The sequence below is a fragment of the Dawidia cretensis genome (assembly GCF_018598175.1).
Taxonomy (GTDB): Bacteria; Bacteroidota; Bacteroidia; order Cytophagales; family Cyclobacteriaceae; genus Ohtaekwangia; species Ohtaekwangia cretensis.
The window spans coordinates 1-21636 of the sequence record NZ_JAHESE010000048.1; the positions used below are offsets into that span (position 1 = coordinate 1).

19 protein-coding genes are annotated in these 21636 nt (G+C 51.9%); 3 read left to right on the forward strand and 16 right to left on the reverse strand.

The genetic code is table 11. From position 1 onward, the window contains the following. Window positions 1–132: 132 nt before the first annotated feature. Both KK062_RS27560 and KK062_RS27565 read right to left on the reverse strand, forming a co-directional pair. Window positions 133–1752, reverse strand: coding sequence for a S8 family serine peptidase (locus KK062_RS27560; protein ID WP_254087611.1), 1620 nt, complete (start codon window positions 1750–1752; stop codon window positions 133–135). Next, the gene (locus tag KK062_RS27565; protein ID WP_254087612.1) at window positions 1736–2431 is read right to left on the reverse strand and encodes a hypothetical protein; all 696 of its coding nucleotides are present in this window, start codon (window positions 2429–2431) and stop codon (window positions 1736–1738) included. Before KK062_RS27565 ends, KK062_RS27560 begins: the two co-directional genes overlap by 17 nt. Window positions 2432–2512: 81 nt before the next feature. Here KK062_RS27565 and KK062_RS27570 point away from each other — a divergent pair, with 81 nt between their 5' ends. Then, window positions 2513–3079 carry a beta/alpha barrel domain-containing protein gene (locus KK062_RS27570; RefSeq protein WP_254087613.1) on the forward strand — a complete coding sequence of 189 codons (567 nt, stop codon included), beginning with the start codon at window positions 2513–2515 and terminating at the stop codon, window positions 3077–3079. Window positions 3080–3085: 6 nt separating this feature from the next. On the opposite strand, the gene KK062_RS27575 is transcribed toward KK062_RS27570, so the two are convergent. The 14 genes from KK062_RS27575 to KK062_RS27640 all read right to left on the reverse strand — a co-directional run bounded on the left by KK062_RS27575 (window position 3086) and on the right by KK062_RS27640 (window position 18063). Then, window positions 3086–3811 (reverse strand): response regulator transcription factor, encoded by a 726-nt coding sequence (locus tag KK062_RS27575; protein WP_254087614.1) that lies wholly within the window; start codon window positions 3809–3811, stop codon window positions 3086–3088. A gap of 55 nt (window positions 3812–3866) precedes the next feature. Further along, the gene (locus KK062_RS27580) at window positions 3867–4856 is read right to left on the reverse strand and encodes a glycosyltransferase family protein (RefSeq protein WP_254087615.1); all 990 of its coding nucleotides are present in this window, start codon (window positions 4854–4856) and stop codon (window positions 3867–3869) included. Beyond that, entirely contained in the window at window positions 4853–5713 is an 861-nt protein-coding gene (locus KK062_RS27585; RefSeq protein ID WP_254087616.1) for a UDP-2,3-diacylglucosamine diphosphatase, read from the reverse strand. The genes KK062_RS27580 and KK062_RS27585 overlap by 4 nt, the downstream gene beginning before the upstream one ends. 284 nt (window positions 5714–5997) lie before the next feature. Continuing rightward, the gene (locus KK062_RS27590; RefSeq protein ID WP_254087617.1) at window positions 5998–6423 is read right to left on the reverse strand and encodes a PRC-barrel domain-containing protein; all 426 of its coding nucleotides are present in this window, start codon (window positions 6421–6423) and stop codon (window positions 5998–6000) included. A 46-nt stretch (window positions 6424–6469) separates the two neighbouring features. Next, window positions 6470–6973, reverse strand: coding sequence for a tetratricopeptide repeat protein (locus KK062_RS27595; RefSeq protein ID WP_254087618.1), 504 nt, complete (start codon window positions 6971–6973; stop codon window positions 6470–6472). Window positions 6974–6994: 21 nt separating this feature from the next. Then, a complete protein-coding gene (gene trmB / locus KK062_RS27600; RefSeq protein ID WP_254087619.1) occupies window positions 6995–7648 on the reverse strand; it encodes a tRNA (guanosine(46)-N7)-methyltransferase TrmB in 654 nt (217 codons plus the stop codon). A gap of 21 nt (window positions 7649–7669) precedes the next feature. Then, window positions 7670–8908 carry a bifunctional folylpolyglutamate synthase/dihydrofolate synthase gene (locus KK062_RS27605; protein ID WP_254087620.1) on the reverse strand — a complete coding sequence of 413 codons (1239 nt, stop codon included), beginning with the start codon at window positions 8906–8908 and terminating at the stop codon, window positions 7670–7672. Between the two features lie 65 nt (window positions 8909–8973). Further along, a complete protein-coding gene (locus tag KK062_RS27610; RefSeq protein WP_254087621.1) occupies window positions 8974–9876 on the reverse strand; it encodes a cell envelope integrity TolA family protein in 903 nt (300 codons plus the stop codon). A 24-nt stretch (window positions 9877–9900) separates the two neighbouring features. Continuing rightward, complete coding sequence (locus KK062_RS27615) at window positions 9901–10689, reverse strand: hypothetical protein (protein ID WP_254087622.1); 789 nt, start codon at window positions 10687–10689, stop codon at window positions 9901–9903. A gap of 98 nt (window positions 10690–10787) precedes the next feature. Further along, window positions 10788–12443 carry a TonB-dependent receptor gene (locus KK062_RS27620; RefSeq protein WP_254087623.1) on the reverse strand — a complete coding sequence of 552 codons (1656 nt, stop codon included), beginning with the start codon at window positions 12441–12443 and terminating at the stop codon, window positions 10788–10790. A gap of 22 nt (window positions 12444–12465) precedes the next feature. Further along, window positions 12466–15501: a tetratricopeptide repeat protein gene (locus KK062_RS27625; RefSeq protein ID WP_254087624.1), complete on the reverse strand. Its 3036-nt coding sequence runs from the start codon at window positions 15499–15501 to the stop codon at window positions 12466–12468. A gap of 164 nt (window positions 15502–15665) precedes the next feature. Beyond that, window positions 15666–16688, reverse strand: a complete 1023-nt coding sequence (holA, locus tag KK062_RS27630; protein WP_254087625.1) for a DNA polymerase III subunit delta — start codon at window positions 16686–16688, stop codon at window positions 15666–15668. Between the two features lie 265 nt (window positions 16689–16953). Further along, window positions 16954–17514, reverse strand: a complete 561-nt coding sequence (locus KK062_RS27635) for a rhomboid family intramembrane serine protease (RefSeq protein WP_254087626.1) — start codon at window positions 17512–17514, stop codon at window positions 16954–16956. An 84-nt stretch (window positions 17515–17598) separates the two neighbouring features. Then, window positions 17599–18063, reverse strand: a complete 465-nt coding sequence (locus tag KK062_RS27640) for a hypothetical protein (RefSeq protein ID WP_254087627.1) — start codon at window positions 18061–18063, stop codon at window positions 17599–17601. Window positions 18064–18342: 279 nt separating this feature from the next. Here KK062_RS27640 and KK062_RS27645 point away from each other — a divergent pair, with 279 nt between their 5' ends. After that, the gene (locus KK062_RS27645) at window positions 18343–19704 is read left to right on the forward strand and encodes a sigma-54-dependent transcriptional regulator (RefSeq protein WP_254087628.1); all 1362 of its coding nucleotides are present in this window, start codon (window positions 18343–18345) and stop codon (window positions 19702–19704) included. Further along, complete coding sequence (locus KK062_RS27650) at window positions 19705–21633, forward strand: PAS domain-containing hybrid sensor histidine kinase/response regulator (RefSeq protein ID WP_254087629.1); 1929 nt, start codon at window positions 19705–19707, stop codon at window positions 21631–21633. Window positions 21634–21636 lie beyond the last annotated feature (3 nt).

Genomic DNA, 21636 nt, shown 5'->3' on the forward strand with positions numbered 1-21636 from the left:
CCTTGAGCATGGTGATTTCCCGCTGCAGGTTGGCAAAGTCAGAGGCCAGCACAGAAGGCGCGATGATGGGAAGGGGCATAAGAGACAGGTAAGAAACTGGCTGCTAAAATACAGATTCGGTACTAACGATCCCTAGCGTCGTACGAGTTTTTGCGTAACCATCCCACCTGGCCAGGTAATGCGGCAGATGTAAAGTCCCGTGCCCAGCGACGATAAATCCACGACACGTTCCGGAGTCTGAGTTGAAAAATACAAGATCTTTTGTATCACCCGTTTGCCTTCCGGGGAAAGCAATTCGACGTGGCACGTATCAAACTCTTCGGGCAGGTACGAGCGCACCCGCAAGCTGTCATCGTCTACCGGATTGGGATACACCCGAAAAGGATTTTCCCGACGCTGAGCAAAATAGTTCTCGATGGTTTTATAATGCGGAATGCCGTATCCCAGCAGTGTATCGGGCTTCCCCGCCTGCGAGCCGGACAGGCGAATGGCTTCCAGTAACTCGGCCGCTGTTAAATCGGGGTAGCGTTGCCATACACCGGCCACCAGGCTGGTGATGATCGGTGCGGCCAGTGATGTACCGGTTACGGTACCCAGCCCACCATTGGCCCGGATCACACTGGTACTCACGCCTTGCGCCGCCACGTCCGGCTTTATGCGGCCGTCGGCGCTTGGGCCTTTCGAGCTGGAGCTTGCGCGTGTCTTTTCACTGTTCACACTTGCCACAGCCAACACTCCTTTTGCATCCGCCGGCGCCGTAATAAGCTGCCAGCTTACGGCACCTTCATTCCCGGCGCTACAAATCACGGCAATGCCCCGGTCGGCCGCCCACTGCGCCGCGCGGGTTATAACCGTTGTCTTTCCATCCAGGTCTGTCTTACGGTAGTTCATTGACGCATCGTCAAAATCATAGTATCCAAGCGACGACTGAATGATGTCGGCTCCGGCGCTGTCAGCCCGCTCCGCGGCAAACAGCCAATTGTATTCCTCAATGCGATATTCGTTCGCCGCATCTTCTGTCACATACAACTGATAACGAGCTCCATAGGCGCCGCCGGTAAAGACACCTTCCTGGTGTGCGGCGATCACAGAGAAAACTTCGGTACCATGCGTATCGTATTGAAAGACATTGTCGGTATTGTAAACAAAGTCGTGTGACACCGTCAGGTCGATCCGGCCTTCGGCAAACAACGCACCAAAGGCAGGCGCTGTATTGACACCCGGGAAACCGGCGTCCAACACTGCGATCGTCAGGCCCTGCCCCTGGAACCCATCTGCCTGCATGGCATCAATTCCTACCATCGACAATTGTGTATCCGTAACTTCGGCATCCGTGGCCTTGATCCTGGCTTCGCCCCGCTTGCGGCCATTCGGCGCAAGTCGCGCCTCCGGCGCCACCAGCTCCACACGGTCCACCACTGCCAGACTGCGCAATGCCGGCAGCAATGAAACGTCGCACTGTATTAACACGGCGTTCATCCATCGCGACCGGAAAAACACATCCGCTCCCCTGCTGCGTACAGCCGCTACGTTCGTTTCCAGTACCGGTACGTCGCGTTCCTCCACTGCGATACCTTGACGAATACGGCGATCAATCGCCCGTTGAGACAGAAATTGTGATGGCGCGGAAATAGTATACGGACTACCCTGCTTATTGTTAAACACAACAACATACCGGTTCACCTGCGCCTGCAACGGTACTGTCAGCACAAAAACAAGCCACACCGCCACCAGGCTATTCCGCTTTGCCATATTCCTTAAGCCATTGTTTATAAATGACGCCTTGTTCCACCAATTGCTGCGCCAAACACCCTGGCTGCGTGCAGTAGCTCAGTTGCGTCGTTTCCTTGTATACCAGCCCGATGTCTGCGGCGTATACTTCCTTGCGCTGGTCGAGGAAAACAATGAAGTCTTCGTTATCATGCTGCAACACGGTCAGACAATCGTCAAAGTGCTGCGCCCCACGGGTTTGCCCCTGACCCAACGAGTCCAATTGGTAATCATCACGCTCGCCCGTGTTATAAGCGTTACCATTCCATACTTGCCCGTTATAGGGTGGAAAGCGTAACTTAACATACGGTATGTTCTCCTCCTGCACCACCAACTCCTCGGGGGTGCGCCGTGCTGACCACGTGTCGAGGTATGTCCAGGCCACTTCGCCAGGCAAGCGCTTGCTGCGGTACACGACATACGTCGAGTCGCCGTCGGCATTGAGAAAGGAATCGGGTGTTTCCACGCGCAGCTCATACCGCGCCGTGTCGGGGTCGCGCAGCGTATACGTAATTTCTACTATGTCGTAAATCTGGTAATGACCGACGGCCAACGGAAAATAGCGATAACCCTTGTCGGGAACACCCGCATCGTCGCCGGAGTCGCATGACGCCAACGCCAGAAACACCATGGATAACAGAAAACCGGTAAAAAATTTCACTGATTAGTCAATTTTACTTAAATCCGCGCTTGAATCTGAACGTAAGCCGTTCAAAGTTATTTTTTCGCGGGCATTAAAGCTATGGCATTAAGAACATTCGTAAAAGTAGGGAGCATCACAAACCTGAGCGACGCACGGTACTGCGCCGGCATGGGCGCTGATCTGTTGGGGTTTGGGGCAGTATCCGGGCATGAAAATCACATTACACCAAAACAATTCCAGGAAATACGCGGTTGGGTCACCGGCCCGCAAATCGTCGCCGAGCTTTACGGCATGTCAGACGCCGCGGAGTGGCCCGGCATCCAGGAAGAATACCGGCCTGACTTGGTCGAATTGGGCCTCCGGGAATTGACGATTTTGTCGCGCGAACCATCGCTGCCCTACATCCTTGCGCTGGCGCCGGGTGAGCAGATACCATTGGGGAGCAACCCCGCCTATGTGCTGATCGATCCGGACGACCCTGCCCTGCTGCAGCTCACAACAAAATACCCGGTACTGGTCATGGTGCAACAAACGTCATTGGTACAATCGCTGCTGGACGGCGGAGGTATCCGGGGCCTGGCATTACAAGGCGGTCAGGAAGATCGTCCCGGCTTACGCGACTACAACGAGCTGGGCGAGATCCTGGAGATGCTCGATACCGATTGAGATAGTTTACCGAATATGAAGCCGGTAGCGGTTATCGCTCATGCGATGGATGATATCCAGCCCCAGCTTCTTACGGAGGCTTTGAATATACACGTCGATAGACGTGTCAAAGAGGTATATCTCCGAACCCCAGATATTTTGCAACAGGTTCTCTTGTGAGATAACTTTACGAGGGTTCTGTGCAAAAAAGAACAACAGTTCAAACTCGGGCCGGCTTAACGTAATCTCGTCGTCATCAATCATAACCGACGTCGACTTCCGGTGAATTTTCAGGTTGCCGATCTTCAACTCCGGAATGCTCTTGCGGATTACAAAATTGCGCTTCAGCACAGTCGCCACCTTGTACGTCAGCGCCCGCAGGCCGATCACCTTTTCAATGTAATCATCACCCCCCGTGTCGAGCGCGGCTTCGTGGTAGTAGTGTTCCGACTTGGCTGAGAGAAAGAAAATGTAAATGTCTTCAAAACGCTTGATGGAGCGCAACTCCCGACAGATCTCGATGCCGTTGGGGTGCGGCATCATAATGTCAAGAATAATGAGATCTGGGGAAAAGGCGAGCGCAGCCTTTACAGCATTCTGACTTTCGTCAATACCCTTTACGTGGAAACCTTCTTTCTCGAGGTTGTATTCCAGCAACTCCAGGATGTCCCTGTCATCGTCTACCACTAGTATCCGGAAACTCTTCTTGTCATTCTTATCACGCATATCATTTTCGCTTAGGAAAAATAGCATGACAAGGTTATCCCGTCATTACAGACACGTTATGAAGGCATGAAGTTTTGAAATATCAGCGACGCGACGCGTCAATCGCACGGGCTACAGCTTCGGCTGTCGTATTCGGATAGTCTACCGTTACACGATCTGAGGTCTCGATCCACTCAATAATTCTCTCGATATTCTTTTTCTTCACCTTCTTCAGGATCGGTACACCGAGTTTCTCCAGTGAGGCCGCGTTATAGTGTTGCTCAAGCTGCGACTTCATTGGCACCACCATCAACTTCTTGCCGAGATACAACGCTTCGGCTGGAGTCTCAAAGCCGGCACCGCACAATACACCTTTTGCGGATATCATGCTTCGGGCGAAATCATCCTTGCTCACGGGATATACAGAAAGCTTACCTACGTGGTAGGGCTTCCGTGCATGCTTGGAAAAGATATGCCACTCGATTTGTGGAATACGTGCCAGGATCGGTACCAGCTTGCGGTCGTCGTACGAAGGCAGGTATACTGTATAATGTTCCTTCTCCACCGGCTTCTGCTCACGCACCGCCGATCGGATCACCGGTGTAAAGATGTTATCATCATAACGTTCAAAGTGAAAAGATACGTAGTGATCAACCGGGGCATAGTTGTGCAGCACCCACTCCCCCACGGGGTCTATCTTACGTGGCTTGGGTACTCGCGCCGACAGCAACGCCGATTGGTGGCTCAATCCTACACAGGGAATTTCGTACTTCCGCGCAGCCCAGGCTGAAATGGGCTCGAAGTCGTTAATTACCAAATCATACTTCTCAATGGGAAATTTCTTGATCTCCCGATACACGTCCTTCGAGCTGTTTTGCTTAAAGGTTTTCAGAAAGTCGATGCCGCCGTTTTTGCCAAAGAAAAAGCTCAGGCCTTTTGATTTATACTTCACCGGATAGCTCAGCTTGATGTCGGCCTGTGCGCCGCTTACAAAAAGGTCGAGTTCTCCATACTGCTGCAGGATCGGAACAACGTCTTCCGCACGGGCAATGTGCCCGTTGCCGGTGCCCTGGATGGCAAATAATATTCTCACTTCTTGACGGTTAAAAATTCATTGACAAGGTCGCGAAAAATTTCGTCGTTGTCGAGCTTGTCGCCCCGAAAACGCTTCGGCAGCTTCACACTTTGGGCCACCTTGTCTTCGGCATACCGGTAAATGCGCCAGCCCGTGCGCGGATCGTATTCCAGACAGGACAGATTTTCGATCCAGTCGCCGGAGTTCAGGTACATAACCTCCCCCTTCTCCGTCTGAATCTTCCGGATCTCCGGCTGGTGAATATGGCCGCACACTACATAGTCATAGCCATTGTCAATGGCTATCTCGGCCGCCGTTTCTTCAAACTTGTTGATAAACTTCACAGCAGACTTCACACTGTCTTTCACCCGCTTGGAGAGCGAGATTTTCTCCCGTCCCAGCCGATTAAGACACCAGTTGACAAAGGTATTGATCAGAATAAGGGTATCGTAGCCAATGGCTCCCAGTTTAGCCAGCCACTTTGAGTGTTGCATGGTTATGTCAAACACATCGCCATGAAACACCCAGGCACGTTTACCCGCCAGTTTTAACACCACTTTGTTGCCAATATGGAAAGACCCCAGGCGTAACCCCGCAAACTTGCGCAGCATTTCGTCATGATTCCCGGTCAGGTAGATCACTTTGGTATTCTTTGCCAACAGTCCCATGATGTGTCTGATTACCTGCATATGCGACGTTGGCCAATATCGCTTGCTAAACTGCCACATATCGATGATGTCGCCGTTCAGAATGAGACGTTTCGGGCGTATAGTCTTGAGGTAGCGCAGGAGTTCTTGGGCGTGGCAGCCGTATGTGCCAAGATGTATATCGGACAGTATGACGAGTTCTACGTCACGCTTCTTTTTTTTGCCCATACCTCGTTTTCATGAACCCGGCGCACTAATGCGCACCGGTCTTCAAACCTAAAAGAAAAGTTAACAGTATAAAAATACCGCGGGCGGATTAATTGACTATGCCCGGAATATTAAAAAATCATTATCGAGGCAACAAAAACACTGATTATCAATCAATTAAAACATATTAACACTATTTCAATGATAGCGTAAAAGCCGACGTATCAAGACAAAAAAAGGCGCGGATTTGAGCAACCCGCGCCACAGTTGTGTAATGCTCCGGCCATGCCGGCGTATAAGTCATATTAATACGGTTCGCTACCGGTATTGGAGCCCATAAAGCCGCCCCAGTAAGTACCTGCATTTTCCAGGCTATGATCATTGGTTTCCGGCCAGTGATCTTTGTCAAAACCGGGCGCATTCTTCAATGTCTCCTTGTCCTGGTTTAAGACAAAGGCCTGATTCTTAGGATCGATTTGCAGCAGTCGGAATGGAATGGCAAACAGCTTCTCGCCGATGCCCAGGAAACCGCCACACTCCAATACCACGTATTGAATACTGCCCGCGTGAATGTCGAGCATTATATCTTTGATATCCCCCAGCTTTTCGCCGGCAGGATTATACACGTCGTCACCAATGACCGACGAAGCGGTGAGGTACTTCACTGGAAGGTTGGGATGCACCCCTTCGTGGTTGCGACCCGTAAGGTTATCTTGACTGTATGTGTCCATGATAGAATTTTTATCACGAACGAGTAAAAACCGTGCCCACCACCGGTCACACGATCAGCTTCTTTTTGCGTTCACAGCGGCTGATGGATTCCACAGCAGAATCGATGGTTTTGGAATCGAAGGAATTCTGAATGTGCAGTCGGAAATAATGAATGGCGTCGTCGTACCGCCCTTGTATTTCGCGCATCATACCGTACTCGTTGTACAGCGTTGCGTAGTTAATGCCCGGCACCTTTAACGCCAGACCGAGAATAATCTCCAGCTCATCGTGTTTGCGCAGCGCCGCCAGGCAGTAACAGTAATTGTAATAGGCCGCTGCGTAACCCGGTGCAAACTTCACTGCCAGTCGATAGTGTTCTTCCGCGCGATCGTAATTCTTGAATTTGGTTTCATACAGCCAGCCCAGGTGGTTGTGTGCCTTGCCAAAGTCAGGCGCCTCCGCCAGGATATCCTCCAGCGTTTGGGCCGCCTCCCGCAGCTGCCCTTCGCTGATCAACCGGTCGGCCGTCAGAAAGCGCTCTTCCAGCTCAAAATTTGTTTCCTCGTGCATATAGAGATGGGGTAATTGTCTTTAAAAGTGGAATCGCAGGTATTTGATTGTCTCGCCTTTGGCAGCAAACATCTCTTCAAACCGCGTCTTAATATCAAAACACTCCGGCCGCAACGGCGATTCATACACACGATCGGTATACTGCAGGTCGAGAATATCCGTACGTTGCTGCAACTCTTCCAGCGTATAGGTATACAACAACGTATTGTCGGTCTTCAATCGTACATAACCGCCAGGTTTCAGCAAACGCTGATACATTTCCAAAAAACGCGGGCTTGTCAGCCGGCGCTTGATATCGCGCTTGCGCGGACGCGGATCCGGAAAGGTAAGCCAGATCTCATCCACCTCTCCCAACGCGAAGAAATTCTCGATCAGCAATATCTGCGTGCGCAAGAACGCTACATTGGAAAGCCCTTGCTCGACGGCCAACGTACTGCCCTTCCAAATGCGCTCTCCTTTCATATCCACGCCAATAAAGTTTCGCTCGGGAAACAGCTTGCCGAGCGCCACCGAGTATTCGCCCCGGCCACAGGCCAGCTCGATCGTGATCGGATTGTTATTCTTAAAGTGGCTTTCCCGCCAGTTTCCCTTAATCGAGTTATAATTTGCCTTTGTCGGCTCAATGACATTATCCAGCCCCTCAATGATCCGGAATCTCTCTTGCTTGCGTTTCACTTCTTAATTATTAATGATCGATCAGATGCCTGCCAGGTCCGCCACGACAAAGGTACTGCCCCCAACAAAGATCATGTCGTCGGGACCGGCATTCGCTTTTGCCTGCGCCAGCGCTTCGTTCACATCGCGCACCACCTCTCCTTGCAATCCTTCAGCGCGCGCCTGCGTAGCCAATGCTTCCGCGTCTAGCGCCCGTGGAACGCTGGCCTGGCAAAAATAATAGTTCGCATCCTTTGGCAAAAGTTGTAATACATGGCGAATATCCTTGTCCTTCACTACTCCAAACACGACCCACAGTCGGTTGTATTGCTGCAGGCGGATCTGGCGCACGACTTCGGCAATGCCGTCAGCGTTGTGTCCCGTATCGCAAACGATCAGCGGGTGCTGCCCAAGCCTTTGCCACCGTCCCTTTAGTCCCGTCAGCGCCATCACTTGTCCCACACCGCGCCGGATATGCTCCGGGGTAATAGCCCACCCCTGCCGCTGCAGCTCTTCCACGGCAGCAAGCGCTCCCAGTATATTTTTCTGTTGATAAATGCCCTGCAGGTCGAGGGTGACACCTTCAAACAAACACACACCATCGCGGTATATATCCAGCGACGCGGAGGCGTCGGACACACGCACGCTATACCGGTCAGGCGCAAAGATCAACGGAGCAGATTCACGCTGCGCTTTGGCCATAAACACGTCGTCCGTCTGCGGCTGATGCTGACTGATCACTACGGGCACGGCGGGCTTAATGATTCCCGCTTTCTCCGCGGCGATCTTCGGCAGTGTATCTCCCAGAATGTCCTGATGGTCCCAGCCGATGTTCGTAATGACCGACAGCACCGGCATAATGATATTGGTAGAATCCAGGCGTCCACCCAGGCCCACCTCGATTACCGCCACGTCTACTTGCTGTTGAGCAAAATAGTCGAAGGCCATGGCCACTGTAACCTCGAAGAAAGACGGTTCAATGGTATCGGCAGCGGCACGAATGCGATTCACGAAATCAACTACGAAGGCCTCTTCAACAGGCTGTCCCGACACGCGTATGCGCTCGGTAAAAGATTTTAAATGAGGGGAAGTAAATAAGCCTGTTTTATATCCCGCAGTTTGTAAGACCGCCGCCAGCGTATGCGAAGTGCTGCCTTTACCGTTGGTACCGGCTACGTGAATCGTCTTGAATCGTTCTTGTGGATTACCCAACGCAGCGCATAGGGCAAGGGTATTTGTTAAATCGGGCTTTAGCGCAGCGGCACCTATCCGATGAAACATGGGGAGGTTAGCGTATAGATATTCTAGTACCTCAGCGTAAGAAACAAAGGTGGACATGGTGCTTATTACCGGGACCGCACCACAAAGGTAATTTTGCCACGTGAGGCCTGTGGTACATTAGCACCCGTACGGGAGAATGTCAGGTTCTCTACAGCCGCACGACACGCCTTCGCCGCTTCCGGGCTCAGGCTATTCTCAGCAACAGTGATCTTTTCCAACTCGCCTTCAGCATTCACTACGATGTCAAATACAATGCGGCCGGTTTCGTTATTGGGCACGGTGGGGCGAGGTATCGCATCCCACACCCAGCCATCGAGCGACAGGCTTGAGCCGTCGCCGCCATTGCCGTTACCTTGCTTGCCGTATAAGGCTTTAGCGTCCAGCGAACCTTCCGGGTTTCCTTTGTCCCCTGTCTTGCCTTTGTCGTCACCATGGCTGCCTGGGCTTCCGGCACGGCCTTCTGTAGTTTTGTTGGTGCTGTTGGTTTGCCCGGCAGGGTTGTACACCGCGTTGGGGTTTACCTCCTGCTTGGGTTTCTGCTCTTCTTTCTTCGCTTCAGGCTTTTTCGTTTCCGTAGGTTGCTTTACCGGCGGGGTCTCCGTAGGGCGTTTTGTTTCCTTCTTTTCTTCTTTAACAATCGCCGGTGCATCGTCTTCTTCCGAGGTCACCATCTTCTCCTCTATCTGCTCTTTCGGGGCAGCAGGAGGCGGCGTAGCCTGGGGTATTTCATTGCGTTGCGGCTCTTCGGGCTGCGTGCCGCCTGAGCCCACCGGAGTTTGCGGTTGTACATCGCCTCCCCCTTCCGTATCCAGGCCAAAGTTTAATTCGACACCGGGCTCACCACCGTACGGCGGATCGGGCGTGCGCCAGGCCACAATAAAGAACATAGCCAGCAGGGCCACGGCGTGAATGCCGACGGACACCAAAAAGGCTACTTGTTCGTTCTTTTTTTCCTGTCGCGATGTCATACCCAATGTATAGCAAAAATGGTGCTAGTACCGCACTACCCAAATTTCGTTCCCATAGTCGCCGCCCTTCATGCCGTCCGCTGTCTCCTGTGCATCCGCATAGGTGTCTTTTACGTCCACCGCCAGACGGCTGAACTTAGTCTTTCCAAACGGTGGAATAATGCGGCACACTACGCCGTTTTTGCTCAGCTTCGTGGCGTAGTCCTTAATCAGATCGTCGTCGATCGCGCTGGAAATCACTACGTAATAACGACCGGTACGCTCCGTCAGGGCTTCTACGCTGCCTTCTTTCGGTGCTGCATTTGCCAGGGAATCAGCCCGGCGACGTTCATCGTCCTCACGCGCCTTTGCTTCGGCTGCGGCCAAATCAGCCGCCCGTTTTTCAGCATCCCGCTTATCCGCCGCACTTTGAGCCGCCGCTGCCTCAGCCAGTTGCCGTGGCCGCTCATAGCCAAAATACCACGCCGCACCACCCGCAACGGCCAGAAGCAGAATAACGATCAATACCTTAGGCCATACCGGCGCAGGCTCGTCCTCTTCGTACGTGTGAATAGGCGCATAAGCAGAATCTTCGTCCAATACTTCCTCATCATGGGCAGACACCGGCTCTACATACTCCGGCTCAACCGTTTCTTCGTTTTGCGAAGTATACGACGTGCTCGTGCTGGTCGGCTCCTCAACAGGCGTTGATTCGTCCCGGTTCAGCGGCTCATACTCTACTTCCGGAAGGCCAAAGTTGTCGTCTGATTCCTGGTGGATATTGTCAGTATTTTCGGGAGATTGTTCGTCGCTTAGCTTCTTTCTTCTTGCCATGTTCTGGTAGTTAGAGTTGTAAGAAAATGGTCATTCAGACAAAAATAAGCGAAATTTCGACCATCGCAAAAATACCTTCATGACTCAGACCATCTTACTTAAAAGCTCCACGTGATTCCGGCCAGTGCCTGGAAGGCCCGCACCGGGTAATGCAGGTAAAGCGGGTACTTGTTCGAGGTGATATTGTTCAACTGAACGAATGCCGAGAAGGTCGGTGAGAACAGATACTCGGCTTTCGCATTCAGGTCAAAAGCACCGTCGAGCTTTACCGTCTTATCCTGGGTGGCGTCATAGGCCTTCATGCCGCCTTGTGCGATCAGGTCGGCCGACAAAATAATCTTCTGGTATATATTGTACGAAGCATTCGCCGTCAGCTTGGTGGTCGGGCGATGATACACCTCATCCAAATCGCCGGCGTTGTAGCCATAGAAGTCGCCCCGCAGCATAAACTTCACTTGCTCCGACTGGGCATAGCTCAATGCCGCATACAGGTTGGTACGCTTCGTGGTTCCTTTGTCGTATACCGTGTAAAACTTCGACTGGTCTTCAAAACCGTTCACATACGAGTACAGATTCTTCAAAGTCGATAGCGATAAGCCGGCGTGTGCCGAGACCTTATTCCCCAGCCGGGCGTTGATGCCTACACCGAAATCAAGTGTCTTGTTGGTATGGAAGATGGCAATGTCCGGGGCCAGCCACAGGTTCTCATACGATAAGGTTTGCAACGACACTTTCTCAATACCGCCGGTCAGGAACGCCACCGCATCCACAGTCGGGCTGAGCGGATAGGTTGCCCGCACGTCAGGATATACATGAAGATCTTTCGAATCTATAGAGTCGTTCTCGTACGCCACCACAAACCCCACACTTAACTGGAGGTCCTCTGCTGCCGGAAAGTTATACGTTGGGTTTACCACAAACAGGCTGCGGGGCTTTGCGTCGATGTGTGCATCTTTGCGCGTAATGACGGTATAGTCGGCTTTCAATGCGATCTTGGAGTCTTCGTCTATCTCGTACGAGGAGCCAAAGTTCAGACCTACTTCCGTCTCGCGCGCATCGAACTTATCGGACAGGAAACTAAACCCTGCACCCAGTTTATACGCAAAGTCGGAATTTTTAGCATTGGAGATCGCCCCCGCCAACCGAAAGATGTTATAGGCTTGCTTCAGCGTGTCGCGGTCTACCGGCACCGCTTCGGGGTAGCCATAAAAGTGAGTCGTGCGGTTTTCAAAACCGACGTTACCCGACAACGCGATGGCGTCGCTAAAGGAGCTACCGGCCAGCGAGATCCCCGTCGTGCCACTGCCCGAGTTCTTGCCGTCGACCGGTCCTTTGCCCGAACTATGGTGATACAGATATGCGCCCAGCAGCTTGTTTTTGTCTTTACGTGTATTCAGGTATGCCTCTAACAGCGGCGACGAATAATTGCCATAACCCAATCGCAAATATCCGCCGTGCACATCTCGCGAAGTCTCTTGCTTAAGCTTGAGCGGGCGCATTTGCGTCGTCACCTGTGGCGCCTGGAAGCTGAACGACTGAAAGTCGTACGTCATCGGGGCTTTGATGTTCTCCGCAGGGCGCGGTGGAATCTTTTCAAAATTGCGGTTGGCCTTGCGCAGGGTGATCTCGCGTACCTTCTCGATCACAATCTCCCGCGATTCCAGTTCACCGGTTTCGTCCTGAGCCCGGGTGGCAAACGATACTCCCACCAGCATCAGCATCAGGGCGGATATTTTTAGCTTACGATATATCATTCCTTTCAAGGTCAGCAGATGATCAATTGTTTTCGAGCGTGTCGGCATCCAATGCCTTTTGTTTTGCAGCTTCGTTCTGCTCCAGCTGCTTGAGCTTTACTTTGGCCTCATCCTTCACGGACTGCTGCGGAAACTTGTCGATCAGCGACTGCAACGTAGCCCGCGCCTGGAAGACATTGTCTTGTGCCACAAAGTTGTCTGCCATCAGCAGGAACGCCTTCCCTACCCATACCTCGTATGTGGCGAAGTCATTCGTCAGGCTGGTCAGTGTCTCATAGCTTTGTTTGTATTCCTTTTGCGTATAGAACACCTTTGCCAGCAGGTATTTAGCCTCCGCACCATACTCATCGCGTGCCGCGTTGAGGGTGTTCAGGAATTCATCTTTCGCCGTATCGTAGTCGCCACGCGCCAGGGCCGTCTTGCCCAGGTACAACGACGCCTTGTTTTGTGCGCCGGCATTGATGTTACCCCGCTCGATGATGGTACGTGCATACACGTCCGCCGAGTCATACTGTGCTTGCAGGTAGAACGATTCCATCAATCCCGACCAGGCATTGTATTGCTCCTTCTTGTTCACGGCCATGCGCTCCAGGCGATGGTACGCCACGATCGCTTCTGCATAACGGCTCTGGGTAAAATTGATCTCCGCCACGCGAGCCACTACCCTGCTTCCCATGGTAAAGGAGCGGTCATTGCTTAAGCTGGTGTAGATCGGCATCGCCTTGTCAAATTCCCGCAGACGGAAGTGCGACTCTGCCATGTAATAGCTGGCCTCCTGGGCATGCGATGTCTGCGGATACGACGATAAGAAATTCCGCAGGCTGGCAATCGCCTTTTGATATTGCTGATCAAAGTAGATGTTCTTGGCCGCTTCGTACTCGACGCTTTCCAGGCTGGTATTCGACGGATTGGCTTTCTTAAACTGCGCCAGGTAGGTTTCGAAATCACCCGAGCGTCCGGCCAGATTCAGCGACTCTTGCAGCGGCGTCAACGCCTCCTGCGCCGCCGGGTGGCTCGGGAACTGCTGAATGACCGTACTATAATCCTGAATAGCCTTGTCCGGTTGCTTCAGGTTAGAGTACGATGCCGCTCGACGCATATACGCATACGGCAGATACGGCGACGACGGACTCTCCCGGATCAGGATCGACAAGCCATCCACCGAGGCGGTATAGTTGCCCTGCTCAATCTCGTATTGGGCGCGCTGGAAGATCGCCTCGTCGCGGTATTGCGACTTGGGATAATTCTTGATCAGCTCGGTAAACTGGTTACGTGCATCGGCATATTTCCGCTGAATGCCGTTCATAATGCCACTTTGCAACAATACATAGTCATGCTCCGAAGAGCTCATGGCCTTCGCACGGTTGTAGGTGTTCAGCGCCTCGTCGTATTGTTTGCTCACGTAATAACAGTCTGCCAGCCGGATCATACCATCGGCATAATTGGGTGTGTTTTTGCTGCCCTTGTTGACAAACTCCCGGAAGTTCACCAGTGCCTTGTCATACCCCTTGGTATTGTAAAATGCGTAGCCCAGGCCATAACGGGTCTTCAGCGCTACTTCGGGATCCGCTGCTGTACCCAGGGCGATCACCTTCTGATAGTGCGGAATGGCCTCTTCATATTTCTCCCCGAGCGAGTAACTTTCGGCAATCCAGAAGCTGGCCAGTGCCGTATACTTCGGATCGCTCGGATATTCCAGCGATTTCGTAAAATACTGAATCGCCCCTGCATAATCTTCTTTGTTAAATAACTCGGAGCCCTTCAGATACGCCGCCTTTTGATAGGCCTGGTTTACATAGCTATTCCGCGTGGGCAAGGCCTCGATATATTCGATGGCTTTGTTAAAGTTATTGCCATTGATATACGCCTGCGCCAAAAGCTCTTTCGCCTCGTTGGCGTGTACGCCTGTCGGCGAATTTTTCAGATACCGCTCAAACTCGGCAACAGCCTGGTCTTGCTTCCCTGCATCGTACGAGATCTTAGCAAACTGAAATGCGCTTTCCTCTGCCAGCGATGCGTCCTTGGGGTTCTTACGGGCATAGTCAAAGGCGTTCAACGCCAGGGGTTTGTTACCCTGCTTCAGGTGCAGAATCCCCAGGTAATACGAAGCATAATAGCTCACCGTATCTTTTGAGGCTGCAGACTTTTCCAGGAACTCGATGCCGCGGACCGTGTTGCCCGTGGCATAGTGCGCATAGCCCGCCCGGAACAGCAAACCGCTTTCAGCCTTGGCGTTGTTGGCAAAATATTTTTCATAGGCCTCGATGGCCTTCTTAAAGTCGCCTTTATAATAGTAGGCTTCCGCCACCAGCATAGAGATCTCCTCCGCATTGGTCAGGTCGGTCCGCGATTTAAGTTGGTTGGCGTATTCAATCAACGTGTCGTAGCGCTTCTGCCGGTAATACACGTTGGCGATCAGCGTCGGCACAATAGGCGCGTACGACGGGCTGGCCTCGGCCTTCTTCAGGTCCGTTAGCGCTTCATCAAACTGACCTTTCGAGTATTCAATAAAGCCCGCGTAGTAGTTCGATGCAGCGGTATACGAATTGCTTTGACGCTTCACAAAGTTGAATTGCTCCAACGCTTCGTCGAGCTTCTTCTGGTTGAAGTAGCTATAACCCCATTTGAAGTGGCCTTCAGCTTGCTGGTCGGCTGTCAGCGCCGGAAAGTTCACCTTCTTAAAGTAGCTCGAGGATTTCGTAAAATTCCCCTCGGCATAGAACGATACAGCCAGATCATAATACGCGGTCGAAGCCTTGGGGCTCGATGGATAGCGGTCGATAAAGTCGTCGATGAGCTTCTCGCCGTCGCGGTGTCCCAGGTTCAGCGCGCTGAAGGCGACATAGTATTCGGCTTCCCCGCGGCGGGGATCGCGGGGCGAAGCCTGCGCCAGGAATTCAGAGAATACCTGCCGCGCCGCGCCGTAGTTCGAATGCTCCAGCAATTCGGTGCCCCGATGATAAAGCTTCTCAACATTCTGTTGCGAGAGCTGATCCTGGGCTAGCACACTACTGGACGCGATACAAGCAAAGAACAAAAAGGCTATATACCTGTGCATGAGTTCGGGATACGATTTAAGATTAAACAGCGCTGCCAAAATTTTATTGCAAATAAAGAACCAAAAAAGCGCCTAAAAAAATAGTGTACGCTGTCGACATGGTCTTAAATATAGTGCCACACGCTACGAATGTGCAACTATATAGCAGATTTGCTTCGCATTGATCAATGCATCAGACGCCATACCAACTCCCGGAAGATCTGCCCGTCGTCGGCAGAACCGGTGTTGACACCTTTCAGCTTCAGGTCGGCATCTTTGATGCTGGCGATGTTATCAATGATCTTGGAGACGGGATATTGACGTAAAGCCAAGCTATAATCACGTACAGCATAGGGGCTCACTTTCAGTTCACTAGCCAGGCCCTTATCAGATTTGTCAGAAGCCTGGCTCGCCATCAACGTCTTACTGAAGAATGAGAACAGGTAGGCTACCGCCGGTATCATCGGGCTCTTCTTGGTATTGCTTTCAAAGTAGTTAACGATCTTGTTGGCCAGTAACGTATCGCGTTGCAGAATAGCTTTTTGCAATTCAAAAATGTTGTATTCTTTACTCACCCCAACCCCCGCCATGACGCGCTCGGCGGTGATGCTTTCGCCTGGCGGCAGGGAAATAATCAGCTTATCTACCTCGTTGGCCAACCGGTTCAGGTCATTGCCCACGAACTCACACAGGGCTTGCACAGCCCGGTCATCCATACCAATCTTTTTCTCCTTGGCATAGTCGGCGACAAACTCCGGCAGCTGGTTGTCGTATAGCTTCTTGGTGTTGATCGTCACAGCGAGCTGATCGATCTTCTTCCCGAGCTCTTTACGTTTATCGAGACTCTTGTGCTTGTGGCAAAATACGAGCACCGTCGTGGGCGCCGGTTTGGCGAGATAGTCGAGCAGCAGCTTCGCGCCAATGTCCTTGCCAAGATCCTGAATGTCCTGCGCCTCTTTAACAATCACCACCTGTCGCTCCGACATCATCGGAAACCGCTTGGCATGTGTCAAAATGGTAGCCATCGTTGCGTCTTTGCCATACACGACCACCTGGTTAAATCCTCGCTCGCCGTCCGATAACACATGCTTTTCAATGTAATCGGCCACGACATCGATGTAGAAGGTCTCCTCCCCTTGCAAAAAATACACCGGGGCATATTTCCGACCTTTCAGGTCGGTCATGATCTTTTTGACAGCTGCATCCATACGCGTAGAAACCGCAAATATGACACAAAATGGCGATTTTGCCATAAAAGATTGATCGCGCCGGGCCGATGATTTTCGGCCTCTGGCGTGCGAACGAGAGGCTTGAACCTGGATTGGTTTTGATCTGTGGATGTTTTGAAATAGGTTTTTTATTGCCTTTATAGGGCTATTACAATTCTATTTCAATGGTATATCAATACTATGTCAATGCTATTATATATCCGAAGTACCGTCCGGGACGCTGTGAATTTGTCAGAACCCGTGGTTAAACCTTTTTTTGCTTTGCAAACGTCACCGCCGTAACAATTCCCACCAACGCGCCAGCAAAGTGCGACTCCCATGAAATGCGCGGATCACTCGGCAATACGCCATAAAACACACCTCCATAAAGCAATAGCACGATGACGCTGATAAACAGCGACAGGAAGTCACGCCGGAAGATCCCAAAGAAGATCAGAAAGAACGCCAGGCCGTACACAACGCCACTCGCCCCGATGTGATTAGCCGGCCGTGCAAACAACCACACCAACACGTTCGTCCAGAAATACGCCCGAAGGAACACCACACCGCCAATGCGTGGATAAAAGAAAAACAACACCCACCCCAGAAATAACAAGGGGATGGTGTTTGAAACCAGATGCAATAAGTCACCGTGAATCAGCGGTCCTGCGAGAATGCCAATCAGGCCGTGCAGCGTACGCGGCTCGATGCCATACCCGCTCAGGGGCAGCCCAAACATGAGCTCCAGATAAAACACCAGCCACATCAGGAATACAAACCGGATGGGGACTATTGAACTTCCAAAAAACGAGGATTCCGAAGCCATAGAGGTCACACAGGGCCAAACACCCCAGGTGCAAAGATGGAAATTGTACGGTCACATGAAAACGTCAGGCCGCACAAAGGCGCACTAAATTGCGCCAGGGTCTCTGATCATTGAAAGGGCTGCGTAGCGCGCTTCCTCGGGTGTCACGGTCTTAATGCCCCACAGGCCACCGGACGATGACGCTATGCGGCTGGCCAGGTTCTTCAGCATCTTATAATAGGCATCAGCAAAAGTGCGGTCGAGCTTCGGCCAAAGCTGGTTCAGGCTTTGCAGCTCTTCGACGATCAGCGGCGTACGCTGTGTCGATTCATACGGGTAGCTTTGAATCAGAATCTTGATCTTGTCCTCGAAGTCTTCCGCCATGATGGTGAAGAATCCGGAAAGCACCGAAGCGCTCTCCTTCTGCTTACGGGCCACGGCCATCGCCTCTTTAATCTCCTTTCGGTCAATGTGGCCATCGGCGCCGGCCACCAGAATACACACCAGGATCGGTGCGCGCAGGATCAGCTCGCCTTCGGCATCGGTCAGTTTATCAAACTGCGGAATCATAGGGAATGTTAACGTACTCATATTCGTACCTACCCAAGCCCAATCTCCATGCCAGTACATCACACCGCCATTTGCAGGCCGTAGGCGCGTGCCACAACCAGGTACAAGTACCCATATTGGACGCTGTCTCCCATAAAGGTAACTGTTGACAAGACACCTATCAAGTGACTTTTCTTTAAGGTAAATGAAAAAACCAGGGTTTTCACGTACCCGATAACAATTAACGTCCTTGGCTGTTGCTATATTGGAGATTATATTTACTTTTTGAAATCGTAGCCCATGTACGACAAAGACCCCGTGAAAATTTTTGTAGTCGAAGACGATCCAGCTTACACCAAATTTCTCAAGTACGTCCTGGAATTAAATCCCGATTATGAAGTAGAGTTTTATACATCCGGCAAGGATTGCCTGGCCAACCTGTATAAAAACCCTGCAATCATAACCCTGGACTATTCCTTGCCGGACATGCCCGGTGAAAAGGTGCTTAGCCAGATTCGCAGCCATGACCCTAACATCAACGTGATTATCGTCTCTGCCCAGGAGAAGATCCACACCGCCGTGGAGCTACTCAAATCCGGGGCATATGACTACATTCCCAAAGATCACGAGACAAAGGACCGGCTGCTGAACTCCATCCACCACGCCCGGAACAAAACCTCGCTCATCCGTGAGATCGATCATCTCAAGAAAGAGATCTCTGAGAAATACGAATTTGAGAAAAGTATCATTGGCACCAGTCCTGCCATTAAACGTACCTTCAGCTTGCTCGAAAAGGCTGTTCAGACGAACATCTCGGTTAGCATCTCGGGCGAGACGGGTACCGGCAAAGAATTGGTGGCAAAGGCCATCCACTACAACTGTAAGCGCAAGAACAAACCGTTCGTTGCCGTCAACATTGCGGCCATTCCGCGCGATCTGATCGAGAGCGAGCTCTTTGGTCATGAAAAGGGCGCCTTTACCGGTGCGGTGACACGCCGCATCGGCAAGTTTGAAGAGGCCGAAGGCGGTACAATCTTCCTGGACGAGATCGGCGAGATGGATCCCAACCTGCAAGCCAAGCTCCTGCGTGTGTTGCAGGAGCGCGAAGTGACCCGCATTGGCGCCAACCAGGTCATCAAGCTGGATGTCCGCATCATCGTCGCCACACACAAAGACCTGGCGGAAGAAGTAAAAGCCAATCGCTTCCGTGAAGACCTGTATTACCGCTTGCTGGGCTTGCCCATCAACCTGCCACCGCTACGTGAACGCGGGCAGGACGTGATCCTCATTGCCAAACATTTCCTGGATCAGTTTGCGAACGACAACCAGATGCGCAAATTCAAGATCAGTCCCGAAGCCCAGGAGAAGTTGTTGCAGTATCCTTTCCCGGGCAACATCCGCGAGCTGAAGTCGATCATTGAGCTGTCGGCCGTCATGGCGGAAGAGCAGGATATCCGCCCGCAAGACATCAGCTTCAACAGCACTACCCGCATGGAGTCGTTCCTGTATCAGGAAATGACCATGCAGGAATTTATGTACCGCATCATTCGACACTACTTGAATAAATACGATAACAATGTGCTCGAGGTGGCACACAAGCTCGATATCGGGAAATCATCTTTGTATCGATACCTCAAAGAGATGGAGACGAGCGGTATATAGATGAACATTCAGCAGTACGTCAACAAGGGTTCGTTTTACAAAGCCGTCGTAGAGGATGGTTCCGATGTGATCTTTATTGTAGACTTCACCGGGAACATCCAGTACCACAATGCTTCAGCCTCACAAACCCTGGGTTACCGGTCGAAGAGCCTGATCGGCAAGAACTTTTTTGAGTTCATTCGCCCCTCCACCCTAGCCGAGCTGCAACAGAAATTTAAAGAAAGCCAGAAGCGCGCGTATACTGAAAAAGTAGAGTTCCAATTCCTCTGCCGCGACCAAACCTATCGCTTCCTGGAATTCAACGCCATCAACCTTAAACACAAAGAGGGCCTCCCGGGCTTTATCCTCGACTGCCGCGACATCACGCAACGCAAAAAGGACGAAGCCGAGCTGGTACGACTGCAAAAAGCCAAAGAGCAATTCCTGGCCAACATCAGCCACGAAATACGCACGCCTATCAACGGCATCGCGGGCATGGTTAATTTATTAAGCCAAAATCCGAGCCCCGACGAGCACGAAACCTATCTGAACGCAATCAAGCACTCGGCGGAAAACCTGAAGGTGATCATTAATGACATTCTTGACCTGGCCGCCATCGAGTCGGGCAAACTGCGCTTTGAGAAGATCGCCTTTAACCTGACTGACCTGCTCCCCTCGCTGATCAGCACCTTTACCTATCAGGCCAAGGAAAAGAAGATCTCCCTGGCCTATGACATTGATGAGAAGCTGAACAAAATCCTGATGGGTGACCCCGTGCGGTTAAACCAGATCCTGATCAACCTCATTAGCAATGCCGTGAAGTTCACCCATACGGGCTCTATCCGCGTACAATGCACCGTCGAACGTGAGCAACGCAAAATCTGCTGGGTGCGTATTGAAGTGTCGGACACCGGCGTAGGTATACCGGAGGAAAAACTGGCTACGATCTTTGAAAGCTTTAGCCAGGCCGACGAGAGTGTGACGCGTCGTTATGGCGGCACGGGATTAGGCTTGACCATTGTGCGCCAGTTGGTAGAGCTTCAGGATGGAAAGATCCATGTTGTCAGCAAAGAACATCAAGGCTCGACATTTATCGTCACGATTCCCTACCCCATCGGGCAGGTGAACGACATCATGCCGCAGATGCCCCGCCTGGACAAAACACATTCTTTGGTCAACACCTCGCAACTGCGTGTTTTGCTGGTAGAAGACAATGACATCAACCGGCTGTATGCCAAAAGCATCCTCAAGAACTGGCAGTGTTATATAGACGTGGCCGAGAACGGTCTCGTGGCAATCGAAAAGATCAAAAATAACGCGTTCGATGTTGTGCTGATGGATGTGCAGATGCCCGTGATGGATGGCTATGAGGCCACAAAGGCGATTCGCCTGATGGAGCTGGCTGCCGAGCTGCCCATTATTGCGCTCACGGCCAACGCTACGGTAAAAGATGTAGAGAAATGTTTTGCCGCCGGCATGAATGACTACTTGCCCAAACCGTTCACCCCCGAAGACCTCTACCGAAAACTATTCGACGATCTCAAGATCAAACCGCTCAACCACGCGCAGCCGCGCCCCCCGCGGGTCACCGAACCCGAGGGAGTATTGTACAACCTCTCCTACCTGCGCAACGTCTCCGGTAACAACGAAGACTTTATACGCGAGATGGTTTCCACGTTCGTCCAAACTGTGCCGCCCGTATTGACGGAGATGCAGAAGTGCCTTCAGGAGAAAGAATGGATGCGCCTTTCCCGCCTCATTCACCAAATTAAACCCTCGTTCATTCTCCTGGGAATCGACGCCCTACGAGCCAACATTCTCTTCATCGAAGAGAACAGCAAAGCCGAAACAAGCCTTTCCAAGGTCACACAAACGACCAAAGAGTTCATTGCCCGCTGCAACACGATTCTCCCGCAGCTCTCCCGCGACATTCTCATGACACAACCTTAGAGT

Coding starts and splice junctions, on each gene's coding strand:
- KK062_RS27590 (WP_254087617.1), bottom strand. CDS start 6,423: ATGGACACATACAGTCAAGATAACCTTACGGGTCGCAACCACGAAGGG.
- KK062_RS27645 (WP_254087628.1), top strand. CDS start 18,343: ATGTACGACAAAGACCCCGTGAAAATTTTTGTAGTCGAAGACGATCCA.
- KK062_RS27650 (WP_254087629.1), top strand. CDS start 19,705: ATGAACATTCAGCAGTACGTCAACAAGGGTTCGTTTTACAAAGCCGTC.
- KK062_RS27585 (WP_254087616.1), bottom strand. CDS start 5,713: ATGGGCAAAAAAAAGAAGCGTGACGTAGAACTCGTCATACTGTCCGAT.
- KK062_RS27610 (WP_254087621.1), bottom strand. CDS start 9,876: ATGACATCGCGACAGGAAAAAAAGAACGAACAAGTAGCCTTTTTGGTG.
- KK062_RS27640 (WP_254087627.1), bottom strand. CDS start 18,063: ATGATTCCGCAGTTTGATAAACTGACCGATGCCGAAGGCGAGCTGATC.
- KK062_RS27635 (WP_254087626.1), bottom strand. CDS start 17,514: ATGGCTTCGGAATCCTCGTTTTTTGGAAGTTCAATAGTCCCCATCCGG.
- KK062_RS27575 (WP_254087614.1), bottom strand. CDS start 3,811: ATGCTATTTTTCCTAAGCGAAAATGATATGCGTGATAAGAATGACAAG.
- holA (WP_254087625.1), bottom strand. CDS start 16,688: ATGGATGCAGCTGTCAAAAAGATCATGACCGACCTGAAAGGTCGGAAA.
- KK062_RS27570 (WP_254087613.1), top strand. CDS start 2,513: ATGGCATTAAGAACATTCGTAAAAGTAGGGAGCATCACAAACCTGAGC.
- KK062_RS27595 (WP_254087618.1), bottom strand. CDS start 6,973: ATGCACGAGGAAACAAATTTTGAGCTGGAAGAGCGCTTTCTGACGGCC.
- KK062_RS27560 (WP_254087611.1), bottom strand. CDS start 1,752: ATGGCAAAGCGGAATAGCCTGGTGGCGGTGTGGCTTGTTTTTGTGCTG.
- KK062_RS27615 (WP_254087622.1), bottom strand. CDS start 10,689: ATGGCAAGAAGAAAGAAGCTAAGCGACGAACAATCTCCCGAAAATACT.
- KK062_RS27625 (WP_254087624.1), bottom strand. CDS start 15,501: ATGCACAGGTATATAGCCTTTTTGTTCTTTGCTTGTATCGCGTCCAGT.
- KK062_RS27620 (WP_254087623.1), bottom strand. CDS start 12,443: ATGATATATCGTAAGCTAAAAATATCCGCCCTGATGCTGATGCTGGTG.
- KK062_RS27605 (WP_254087620.1), bottom strand. CDS start 8,908: ATGTTTCATCGGATAGGTGCCGCTGCGCTAAAGCCCGATTTAACAAAT.